The 11,880-nt window shown below is 40.2% G+C and carries 7 protein-coding genes; 4 read left to right on the top strand and 3 right to left on the bottom strand.

Annotated elements, in window-relative coordinates; all coding sequences use genetic code 11:
- The first annotated feature begins 38 nt into the window (after nt 1-38).
- Nucleotides 39-1,925, top strand: a complete 1,887-nt coding sequence (locus PESP_RS13115; protein WP_089348418.1) for a hypothetical protein — start codon at nt 39-41, stop codon at nt 1,923-1,925.
- Nucleotides 1,926-2,226: 301 nt separating this feature from the next.
- The gene (gene purU / locus PESP_RS13120; protein WP_089348419.1) at nt 2,227-3,057 is read left to right on the top strand and encodes a formyltetrahydrofolate deformylase; all 831 of its coding nucleotides are present in this window, start codon (nt 2,227-2,229) and stop codon (nt 3,055-3,057) included.
- 72 nt (nt 3,058-3,129) lie between these two features.
- Here purU and PESP_RS13125 read toward each other — a convergent pair whose 3' ends face one another.
- The 3 genes from PESP_RS13125 to acs form a co-directional block, all read right to left on the bottom strand.
- A complete protein-coding gene (locus PESP_RS13125; protein WP_089348420.1) occupies nt 3,130-4,722 on the bottom strand; it encodes an AbgT family transporter in 1,593 nt (530 codons plus the stop codon).
- 199 nt (nt 4,723-4,921) lie between these two features.
- Nucleotides 4,922-5,572 carry a response regulator transcription factor gene (locus PESP_RS13130; RefSeq protein WP_004586197.1) on the bottom strand — a complete coding sequence of 217 codons (651 nt, stop codon included), beginning with the start codon at nt 5,570-5,572 and terminating at the stop codon, nt 4,922-4,924.
- 104 nt (nt 5,573-5,676) lie between these two features.
- Nucleotides 5,677-7,617, bottom strand: a complete 1,941-nt coding sequence (gene acs / locus PESP_RS13135) for an acetate--CoA ligase (protein WP_089348421.1) — start codon at nt 7,615-7,617, stop codon at nt 5,677-5,679.
- A 429-nt stretch (nt 7,618-8,046) separates the two neighbouring features.
- Between acs and PESP_RS13140 the strand changes: the two genes are divergently transcribed.
- Together PESP_RS13140 and PESP_RS13145 are read left to right on the top strand one after the other, a co-directional pair.
- The gene (locus PESP_RS13140) at nt 8,047-9,216 is read left to right on the top strand and encodes a DcaP family trimeric outer membrane transporter (protein ID WP_089348422.1); all 1,170 of its coding nucleotides are present in this window, start codon (nt 8,047-8,049) and stop codon (nt 9,214-9,216) included.
- 452 nt (nt 9,217-9,668) lie between these two features.
- Nucleotides 9,669-11,795: a TonB-dependent siderophore receptor gene (locus PESP_RS13145; protein WP_089348423.1), complete on the top strand. Its 2,127-nt coding sequence runs from the start codon at nt 9,669-9,671 to the stop codon at nt 11,793-11,795.
- Nucleotides 11,796-11,880 lie beyond the last annotated feature (85 nt).

Raw genomic sequence — 11,880 nt, forward strand, 5'->3', positions numbered from 1 at the left:
CCCCCTTCAATAATTTTGCTATTTAAAAGGAGCATACAATGGCATTTGATTATGGTTCGATTGATCTTGGATTAAAAAACCCCTTCAAACTAGAGGGTAAAGTAACCGCTGTAAGAGGTATTATTGAGTCAATTGCGGGCGTTACTTTACTCGTAATAGCATCAGGCTCGGTAAAAGAAGATACCATCGCAGGCTGGGTCTTAATGATCTTTGGCATGTTCATTTTAGCACTAGGCATTCGCTCTTTATCTGGCGGGATTTATGCAACACTAAAATACTTTGTAGGACGAAACCACCCAACGTCATTAGCATATAACTTCAGTAAATCACAAAGCTCAACGGCTCAAGAAGAAAAAAAAGAAGTGGCGTATTCAGCCCAAACACTTGAAGAAATGCTTGTTGGGCGAAAAAACAGTACATTTAAAGAGCCTAATGGTTTTTTATCTCGCCTGTTACACAGCCTAATTCCTAAGTTACTGTTTTTACCTTATCCTATTCGTAATGTGGCTCAGCGATTATTTGGCTCATGGGTCAGTACACTTGTAGCATTAATTGCTTATGGGCTTGTTGCGTTTGTTTCTCTTTCTGGTTTTACGGGTGAGGCAGGCGAGTTAGCCTTTCCTATTTATAGCGCCATACTGATGTTTTATGTACTTTTTTCGTGGCGCTCTAGCAGTAAGCCAATTTCCCGCAATGCTGAAAAAAATATTGAAGCACTAGGCGGTGGCACATTAGCTAAAATTATTTCTTTGTCGTTCATTTTACCTATTGTTATTGGCCTTTCTATGTCGTGGCTAATGCAAGAGCAGCATATTAGTAAACTGCAAATAGATAGCTGGCTTGAGCAACTACCAAACTTACATGCTGGCATATACTTAATCGCCATTATTTTACTCGCTACATTAAGCTGTGCTTTAGTTTTTACTATGATCAAAGCTCGCTTAAATGCTGTAACGCCATCGGCTGAAGTATCTGAATTACGTGAAAACTGGCAAGAATCTGTTCATCCGGATGAAGTGTTTATCAACCTAGATAATCTAGTAATGGCTAACAGACGCTATAAAGAGGTCCCTAATAGAGTATACCGTGAGCTAGACCCTAAACTTCAGGAACAAATAGAAGGTAAAGGCGGCTTTAAAGGAGAGATGATTCAAGAGGTACAACCTAAGTTACACCCTACCGATTTAGGCAAAAACTTTACGCTTGCAAGACTTGTGGCGTTAATAAGCGGCAACCTGCTTTATTTAGTTGCTTTAGCTTTTACTATACTTTTAGCATATTCCCTTATTAACATTTACTACTACGTTGATAGCGCAAATATTACCTCTGTAGAGCAAGCATTTAATAACCAACATATTATTCAATTTAGTGAGCTGCTAATGAGTAGTTTTCATTTATTAATAATAGGCGTAATTATCAAAGCATTTGCCCGCTTACTGGCTAACTGCGCTCATTTATTTTTTGCTGAAATGCAGTTTGAATCACTGCTTGTTTACTTTAAATGCGAAGGCACATTTACAGAATCTAAAATATCTACTGGTACAGGTATTCACGACAGTACTCGCTCAGAAAATACGTTAGTGCGTAGTAGCATAACCCCTTGGATTATTGTATCTCGCGTGGTTTCAAGCACATTTGCAGCAACAGGTATGAAAAACCTTGAGCACCCTCGCCACATTATGGAAATGCATAAAGACGAAGGGCAATTACAAGCCATTAAAAATGATGTCATTGCGTTTCTAAAAGACCGCGAATCTATTGCCTCTATTACTAGCGAGCGCGATTTAGGTAATGCATCTCAAATACATCAATTAAATCAACAGACCCGCGCAATGCCTACTCAGCAAGCAATAACTAAAGATGATGAAGAGGCTGCTGGCTACCTAAGGCAAGAAGAAAACCTAACACCAGAGCCGAAAGCGTAATAGTGTTAACACGCCTTATTAAAAACAAGTAAAAACGCTCAATTTGCAAGCTACATTGCCAGGTTGCAAATTGAGCAATAAAACAAAAACTCATTTATACAATAATCCGCCATACATACTACCTTGTTAAATTGCTGGTATTTACCTCCCTTCTTATTAACTTATTTTTAATTGTTTTTCACTTAATTAAATCATTTATACCTATTTGCATGATTAATTCTGAATTTACGCATAAACCCCTTGCTTTATGCGCTAAAAAACAAATAATGAAGCAATTAGAAACTGGGTAAGAATGAGGAAAATGAGCTATATACTAACCACCCAATGTGCCGATGATGTAGGCCTAATAGCCAAAATTACAGGGCTTTGCCACGAGCACAACTTAAACATTACACGTAATAACGAATTTGTAGATAAAGACGCTAAACGCTTTTTTATGCGCACTGAATTAACCGGTGAGCCGCAAAGTGATTTTTTATCGCAATTACGCGCTTTATTACCTGAGGGTGCACAACTTGCTCTGCATGACGATACAAAAACAAAAGTAGTACTACTGGCAACTAAAGAAGCACACTGTTTAGGCTCTGTGTTACTTAAACAATTTGAGCAAGCATTAAATATTGAAGTATTAGCTGTTATTGCCAATTACCCTGACTTAGAGCCACTGGCAAAAGGCTTTGATGTGCCTTTTCATGTTGTATCGCACGTAGGATTAAGCCGCAGCGAGCACGACCAACAAGTTGGTGATTTAATTCAAAGCTACAACCCAGATATTATTGGCTTAGCTAAATACATGCGTATTTTAAGCCCTGAATTTGTAGGTCGTTTTGAAAATAAAATAATTAATATTCACCACTCATTTTTACCAGCATTTATTGGTGCAAAGCCGTATCATCAAGCATTTGAACGCGGCGTAAAAATTATTGGCGCAACAGCTCACTTTGTTAATAACGAGCTTGATGAAGGGCCTATTATTTTACAAGATGTAACCAGCGTAACCCATGCAAATACCGCCGAAATGATGGCTAAAATGGGTAAAGACGTAGAAAAAACAGTATTTAGCAAAGCACTTCAGCTTGCCTCTGAGCACAAGTTATTTATTAACGGTAATAAAACCGTGGTTTTTAGCTAAAATACTTTTTGTACACTTTATAAAGCCAGCAACAGGGTCTGCCCTGCTGCTGGCTTTTTTATACCAAACAATTTATGGCGTGTAGTAAATAGGTGATTCAGGCCCGACTGGCAAACCTAACGCAAACACCCATACGTAAAACAAAATTACCCAGCCAATAAAAAACACAATGCTGTAAGGCAACATCGTCGCCACTAAAGTCCCTATTCCCATGTCTTTTTTATACTTAACCGCTACCGCTAAAATTAAGCCGAAGTAGCTCATCATCGGCGTTATTAGGTTAGTTACTGAGTCACCTATACGATAAGCTGCTTGTATGGTTTCAGGTGCGTAGCCAATTAGCATTAACATTGGAACAAAAATAGGAGCAGTAATGGCCCACTGTGCAGATGAAGAACCTAAGCTCAAATTAACCATTGCACACATTAAAATAAACAATACAAATACTTCAGGACCAGTTAGGTTTAACGCTTGTAAAAGTGCGGCGCCGTTTATTGCTAAAATAGTGCCTAAGTTTGTCCATTTAAAAAAGGCCACAAACTGGGCTGCAAAAAACACTAATACAATATATAAACCCATAGAGCTCATGCTTTTGCTCATTGCGTTAATAATATCTTTATCGTTTTTCATGCTGCCAACAACGCGCCCATACACAAAACCAGGTACGCTAAAGGTGACAAATATAATTGCGACAATCCCTTTTAAAAAAGGCGACCCCGCCACTTGGCCTGTTTCAGGGTGACGTAAAATGCCATCGGCTGGAATAATCGTCCAAGCAAATAAAGCTAACACCACAAATAAAGCAACGCCTGCCCACTTTAGCCCTAACTTTTCTTTTGCGCTAAGTGTATCTATATTGTTTTGTGATAAGTCGATACTGGCTTCATCTGGGTTATATTTACCTAAACGTGGCTCTACTATTTTTTCGGTCACTAAGGTACCAAGTGCGGCAATAAGTAATACCGATATCATCATGAAATACCAGTTAGCCTCGGCGCCTACCTCGTAAGTTGGGTCAATCATTTGTGCTGCAGGTGTTGTTATACCCGCTAGTAATGGGTCTATTGTACCTAACAGTAAATTAGCGCTATAACCACCAGACACGCCGGCAAACGCAGCCGCTAAACCCGCTAATGGGTGGCGCCCTAAACTATGAAATATCATCGCAGCAAGCGGAATTAAAACCACATAACCCAGCTCTGATGCGGTATTAGACATAATTGCCGCAAACACCACCATAAAGGTTACTAATCGCTTTGAAGCGCCCATAACCATGCCACGCATAGCAGCAGAAAGTAGTCCTGAATGCTCAGCAACACTCACACCAAGTAGTGCAACGAGTACAGTGCCTAACGGCGCAAAACCGGTAAAGTTAGTGACAAGGCCTGCCATAATGCGCTGCAGACCTTCTGCACTAAGTAAACTAACAACTTCAATAACGCCATCAGGTGCACGCCCTGCTGCGCCAATCGGTCTAGGATCAATAGCGCTTAATCCAAACCAATCGGCAATACCACTGATCAACACAATTGAAACGGCAAATATGGCAAATAAGGTGATGGGGTGAGGTAGCATATTACCTAAAAACTCAACGGTCGCTAAAAAGCGATTAAATAAGCCGTTATTGCCTTTAGGTTGATTAGGAGAGTGTGTGGAGTCGGTCATACTTAGCTCTATAAATTACAAAATTGCGCTAACCTAGCATTGTTTGTCAAAGAGATCATGTATAAAAGGTAAATAACGTGTAGATTTTAAGTATAAGATTAAGCCGCGTTGAGATGTACAGGCTTTTAAATTAAATATGTGCAAGCTAAGGGCGATTTAATAGCTAAAGATAAAAACGCCCTTACTTTTTTATTAAACTTTATGCTTGCTCTATTGGCTCTAACTGTAATTTAGCGGCGATTAAAACAGCCTGCGTACGGTTATAAACCCCTAGTTTTCTAAAAATGGCAGTAATGTGTGCTTTTACTGTTGCCTCTGAAATATGTAATTCATAAGCTATTTGCTTGTTTAGCAAACCTTCGTGTAGGTATTGCAATACGCGATATTGCTGTGGTGTTAGCGATGCAACTTGCGCTGCTATTTCTCTGTCTTCGCCTTCTATTTCAGCTACTTTATTTTTAAGCTCTTTTGGTAGCCACGTATCGCCTTCTAGTATTTGGTTTATAGCATTAGCAATATCATCTGAAGATGATGACTTAGGAATAAACCCCATTGCCCCATAACCCATAACCTTCGACACTATGTTTATGTCTTCACTCCCTGATACAACCGCAATAGGTAAGCTAGGGTAATCTTCGCGAATGCGAATTAGGCCATATAAATCGCCATTTCCTGGCATGTGTAAATCTAGCAGTAATATATCAAGATCTTCTTGTTCGCTAAGTACTTGCAATGTGCTGTCAAAATCTGATGATTCAAATACTTCTAAATCGTCAAACTTAGCACTTAATGCCCCTTTTAGTGCTTCGCGAAATAACGGATGATCATCCGCTATTAAAAACTGACTCATGGTTCGCTCCTAATAAATTCGGCCGCCAGTAATGTATAAAATACTTACTGACAGCCGATATACTACGTTTAGAATCAACTTGTAATCAAGTTTTTAACGCGCATTTAACGATTTAATCGGTTTTCTATGAGCTCATCAACTACGGTTGGGTCTGCAAGTGTTGATGTATCGCCGAGCTGTTGATGCTCATTAGCGGCAATTTTACGTAAAATACGGCGCATAATCTTACCAGAGCGTGTTTTAGGTAAACCAGGTGACCATTGAATCATATCGGGAGAAGCAATAGGGCTTAGCTCTTTACGCACCCAATTACGCACTTCTTTAGTAAGCTCATCACTCACTGTAATGCCTTCATTTGGCGTGATGTATACGTAAATGCCTTGGCCTTTAATATCATGTGGGTAACCAACTACTGCGGCCTCTGCTACCGCTTCGTGTGCTACTAGCGCACTTTCTATTTCAGCAGTACCTAAGCGGTGACCCGAAACATTAAGCACATCATCTACACGCCCTGTGATCCAATAGTAACCGTCTTCATCACGGCGACAACCGTCACCTGTAAAGTAAACACCAGGGTAAGCACTAAAATAGGTTTGCTCAAAGCGTTCGTGGTCGCCATAAACAGTGCGTGCTTGTGAAGGCCAGCTATCTAAAATAACTAAATTACCATCAACCGCACCTTCTAATGTATTACCCTCTGCATCAAATAGCGCCGGTGCAATGCCAAAAAACGGATGAGTTGCAGAGCCAGGTTTAGTTTGCGTAGCGCCCGGTAGTGGCGTGATCATAATGCCACCCGTTTCGGTTTGCCACCAAGTATCAACTATTGGGCAATTTGAATTACCAATATTTTCGTAATACCACGTCCAGGCTTCTGGATTAATTGGTTCGCCCACTGAGCCTAAAATACGTAAGCTTTCACGCTTTGAAGACGCTGTAGGTTCATCCCCTTTAGCCATTAATGCGCGGATAGCGGTGGGCGCTGTGTATAAAATGGTTACGCCATGTTTATCAACCACTTCGCCCATACGTCCTGCAGTTGGGTAAGTCGGTACGCCTTCAAATACAACTTGTGTACAACCATTAACAAGTGGGCCATAAGCAATGTAACTATGGCCTGTGATCCAACCTACATCGGCACTACACCAATACACGTCGTCCTCTTGTAAATCAAATACATATTCGTGCGTCATTGATGAATACACTAAATAGCCGCCAGTCGTGTGTACTACGCCTTTTGGCTGACCCGTTGAACCCGATGTATATAAAATAAATAATGGATCTTCTGCCTTCATTGGTTCCGGTTCGCATTGCGCTGGTAAGTCAGCAACAAGGTCGTGCCACCAAATGTCGTGCTCGTTCCAATCAACTTCGCCACCCGTCAGCTGATGTACAACAACGTGTTCAATTGTTGTAACAGACTCTTGCGCTACCGCTTCATCTACGTTGGCTTTTAATGGTACACAGTTGCCCGCACGGCGACCTTCATCAGAAGTGATCACCACTTTAGCACCCGAATCTTTAATGCGATCAGCAATAGCTGAAGGAGAAAACCCCCCAAATACAACCGAATGAATAGCACCAATACGCGCACACGCCTGCATAGCGTAAATGGCCTGTGGTGTCATAGGCATATAAATAGCTACACGGTCACCCTTTTGTACGCCCAGTTTTTTTAGGCCATTGGCAAATTTAGCGACTTCGTTGTGTAATTGTTGGTAGGTAATGTTTTCAGTTTGGTTTGGGTTATCACCCTCCCAAATAAGTGCAACTTTATCGGCTTTAGTTTTTAAATGGCGGTCAATACAGTTGTAAGATGCGTTTAAGTAGCCATCTTCGTACCATTTTATGTCTATATGGCCTTTATCAAATGAGGTGTTTTTAACTTTGGTATAGGGAGTAAACCAATCTAAGCGCTGGCCATGTTCACGCCAAAACCCTTGTGGGTCATCAATCGACTGTTTGTAGAGTGTATTATATTTTTCGTTATCAACTAACGTCGTTTTTTCAATGTGTGCAGGAACAGGATAGATACTTTGTGACATCTCAGTCTCCATTTTAATAACTTGCCATGAATTAAGGATTACTCAGCAGTACTTTATTAAGTATTAGACCTTAGTTGTACAACCCTTCTAATTGCCGGTTTGTGGTTTATAATCTCGCGGCTCATGACTTTTTTACATAGAAATACAATATGTTAAATATAAGTAAGTGGTCACTAAATTACTCTTAAACCTTCGTCTTATAGACCAATAGTTAATTGAGTAAATTTCACACATATTTAAAAGTAAATTTCGAGAAAATAGAATAATGACGCAGTAGTACTGCTCACGTTTTATTTACCGAATAAAATAAATAGTGTAACGCCAATAATGAGCAATAATTTTTTATTCGTAAGTAATACCTGTAGCAAGTAATACATTTAAGCGTTTAAAAAAGTAACAAACAACAAGTAGCCTTTAAAGGACACCATAATGAAATTTACCCCATTAAAAACATTGGCAGCAAGTGCTGTACTATGCGCACTAACAAGTACGGCATATGCAGCAACTGCAGCAAAAATCGGCGATACAGAATTTACTTACGGCGGATACATTAAGTTAGACACTATGTGGAGCGATTACTCTGCAGGCGCCCCTTCGGGCTCTAGTGTTGGTCGTGATTTTTATGTGCCAAGCACGCTGCCTGTTGGTGACGATGACGATTCTGATGCTGTATTTGACATGCACGCACGCGAATCGCGCTTTAATTTTGGTACATCAACGTTAATGGATAACGGTAAAACGGTAAAAACTAAAATTGAGTTAGACTTTTTAGCATCAGCACCAGGTGGTAATGAGCGCGTTTCAAATTCATACGCGCCGCGTATTCGCCATGCTTTTGTTACTTACGACGGTTGGTTATTTGGTCAAACATGGTCAAACTTTCAAAACGTGGGTGCACTTGCTGAAACGCTTGATTTTGTAGGCCCAGCCGAGGGCACTGTATTTGTGCGCCAAACACAAATTAAATACACTACAGGCGCATGGTCGTTCTCATTAGAGAACCCAGAGAGCACTATTACCACTCAAGGTGGCGCGCGTGTAGAAACAGACGATGCATCACTTCCTGATTTTACAGCACGTTACACACATAACGCCGACTGGGGTAACTTTGTTGTTGCAGCACTTGCTCGTCAACTTACTTATAAAGTGGGCGATGTAGATGCAGATGAGACCTCATTTGGTGTTAGCGCATCTGGTCGTGTAAATTTTGGTGAAGACTACCTTAAATTTATGCTTACTCAAGGTAAAGGTTTGGGCCGTTATGTAGGTTTGAATGTAGCACACGGTGCAGTACTTGATGGTGATGAGTTAGATGCAATTGACTCAACCTCGGGCTTTGTTGCTTATCAGCATAAGTGGACAAGCCAGTGGCGCTCAACTTTCTTATATTCTTTTTTTAGTGCCGATAACAACACTGATTTACTAACAATCTCTGGCGATCCGGTTGAATCTAGTCAAAGCTTTAGCGCAAACATTTTATACTCACCTGTTAAACGTTTAACATTTGGCGCTGAGTTTAAACACGCAGAGCGTGAAACTGAAAGCGGCGTAGATGGTGATTTAGAACGCTTGCAGTTCTCTGTTAAGTACAACTTTTAATTAAGCAATATTGATCACTTTAAAGCGGCTTCGGCCGCTTTTTTTATTTAAGTTTTAAATATTGCTAATAAAGGTAAATAGGCCTTATACCAATCCGCAATAATACTTAATCATTTCTAGGGGCTAAACGTGTCGATATCTGCGTTAAAAAATTCTCATTTACGACTGCATGGATGCAGAAGGTAGGGCAATGCAGGAGCATTTGCCGAGAACAACTAAATAGCGAATTTTTTGCCTTGCTATCACCACGTTTTTCCATCCTCAAATAGATCACTTAATTATGCGGATTGGTATTACACACTTTTGTTAAACTCAGCTGCAATTTAGTTGCTAAAATCCACTAACTACCTCTATCAGCTTCTAATAATGCAAAGAAGCTAAAAACGCTATTGAAAATAAATCTCATTTAGATTATGTTATGCACTTCTTTTTTGAACCTATTGGAAAAACACATGTCGTCCCCACAAATTTTGCGTTTATCTAAGCTAAGTCTTATTACATCACTCGTTTTATCTGGTCATGCATTTGCACAAGAAACAAATACAAAAGATGACTCACTAGAAAAAATAGCTGTATACGGCCAGCACCATAAAAACTACATCACAGAAGATGCGCAATCTGCTACTAAGTTAGGCCTAACAATTAAAGAAACACCGCAAAGTATTTCTGTTGTTTCTCGTGCTCTAATGGATGATTTTTCACTAGACGATATTAACTCTGTACTTGAAAGCACGCCAGGGGTAACCGTTGAGCAAATAGAAACAGACCGTACTTACTTTAAAGCCCGTGGTTTTGAAATCACAAACTTTCAAGTAAATGGTTTAGGTATCCCGCAAAGCTCAGGATCAATTCAGGGAACCTTAGATACTTCTATTTATGACCGAGTTGAAATTGTTCGTGGCGCTAATGGTTTAATGACCGGTGCGGGTAACCCATCTGCCACGGTAAATATGGTACTTAAAAAACCAACTTACATAACGCAAGCACATGCATCTTTATCTTACGGCTCTTGGGATAACAAACGCTTAGAGCTTGATGTTTCAACACCCATTAATGAGAACCACGCTGTACGTGCAGTATTTACAAAACAAAAATCTGAGTCATACCTAGATCGTTACGAAACAGATAAAACAATTGGTTACTTAGCCTATGAAGGCAAACTAACTGACGATACAACGTTAAGCATCAACTATGTTAATCAACAAAAAGATGCCGACAGCCCTCTTTGGGGAGCATTACCTCTTTATTATACCGATGGCACAGCAACAGATTACGATGTATCTACAAGCACTGCAGCTGATTGGTCATATTGGGATAACAGCGCAGAGCAAGTATATGTAACACTTGAGCAAAACTTATCTGCTACTTGGGTAGCTACAGCGCGTTATGCACACATAGAAAACGAGCAAGACTCAGAACTATTTTACGTATTCGGTACACCAGATAGCGAAACTGGCCTTGGTTTAACAGGTTACGCAAGTCGTTACGACTACGAAGATAAGCACGACCTGTTTGATTTATACGCTAGCGGAAAATTTGATTTATTTGGTCAAGAGCACGACTTATCATTTGGTGTAAGCCAAGCTAAAATGGATTATAACGAACAGTCGCTTTTCGATTACACCACAGGTAACGGCTTTCCTCCGATGCCATCGCTTGACTCGTGGGATGGCGTAATACCTGAAGCAACCCTTGTTGATGCCTTAAGTGGCAGTGACATAAAAAATAAGCAACAATCAGCCTATGTATCTACACGTATAAAGTTAGGTGAACCATTAAGCGTACTAGCCGGTGTGCGTTACACTGATTGGGAAACTTCTGGCAGTGCTTATGGTGTTGAACAAACGCGTGATGATAGCGAAGTTATTCCATATTTCGGTGCTGTTTATGACTTTACTGAATCGTTTTCAGCGTACGCAAGCTACACAGAAACGTTCGTACCGCAAAAAGAGCTAGATATCAACAATGAGCAACTTGCACCAATAACAGGTAAAAGTAGCGAAATTGGCGTAAAAGCACAGCTTTTAGATGACCAAGTATTTGTCACCTTTGCTTACTTTGATGCAAAACAGGAAGGACTTGCCGTTGAAATAGCAAACACAGCACCAAATTCTCGTTACTACGCCGCTGACGGTATTAACAGTGACGGTTTTGAAATTGAGCTAAGCGGTAAGATTACAGATGATTTAAGTGCAAGCATTAGCTTTAGTAACCTAAGTATTGAAGGTGACGATGAGGTAGAAAATTACACACCAGAAAATCAGCTTAAATTAGCAGCTACTTACCAAGTACCGTTTGTTGAAGGCTTAACATTTGGTGCAAACTACCGCTGGCAAGACTCTACAACTCGTGACCAATATGATGAAAATGCTGAGCCTAGAGTATATGTAACAACCACGAATCAAGATGCTTACGGCATACTCGATTTAATGGCTAACTATAAAATCACTAAAAACGTAGGTGTTACTTTTAACGTAAACAACACCACAGATGAAAAATACCTACACAGCCTATACTGGGCGCAAGGTTACTATGGCGCGCCACGTAACTACGCGCTTTCAGTTAACTGGCAGCTATAATCAGCTAATTTATTGTTAGCTGAAATAAATTAAAAACGGCACTTTATGTGCCGTTTTTATTTTAAATTTAAATACAAAAAGGCGC

The organism is Pseudoalteromonas espejiana DSM 9414, assembly GCF_002221525.1.
Classification (GTDB): domain Bacteria; phylum Pseudomonadota; class Gammaproteobacteria; order Enterobacterales; family Alteromonadaceae; genus Pseudoalteromonas; species Pseudoalteromonas espejiana.

Bases quoted from the DNA above. Each gene is read 5' to 3' on its own strand.
- PESP_RS13115 (WP_089348418.1), top strand. From the start codon at position 39: ATGGCATTTGATTATGGTTCGATTGATCTTGGATTAAAAAACCCCTTC.
- purU (WP_089348419.1), top strand. From the start codon at position 2,227: ATGAGCTATATACTAACCACCCAATGTGCCGATGATGTAGGCCTAATA.
- PESP_RS13125 (WP_089348420.1), bottom strand. From the start codon at position 4,722: ATGACCGACTCCACACACTCTCCTAATCAACCTAAAGGCAATAACGGC.
- PESP_RS13130 (WP_004586197.1), bottom strand. From the start codon at position 5,572: ATGAGTCAGTTTTTAATAGCGGATGATCATCCGTTATTTCGCGAAGCA.
- acs (WP_089348421.1), bottom strand. From the start codon at position 7,617: ATGTCACAAAGTATCTATCCTGTTCCTGCACACATTGAAAAAACGACG.
- PESP_RS13140 (WP_089348422.1), top strand. From the start codon at position 8,047: ATGAAATTTACCCCATTAAAAACATTGGCAGCAAGTGCTGTACTATGC.
- PESP_RS13145 (WP_089348423.1), top strand. From the start codon at position 9,669: ATGTCGTCCCCACAAATTTTGCGTTTATCTAAGCTAAGTCTTATTACA.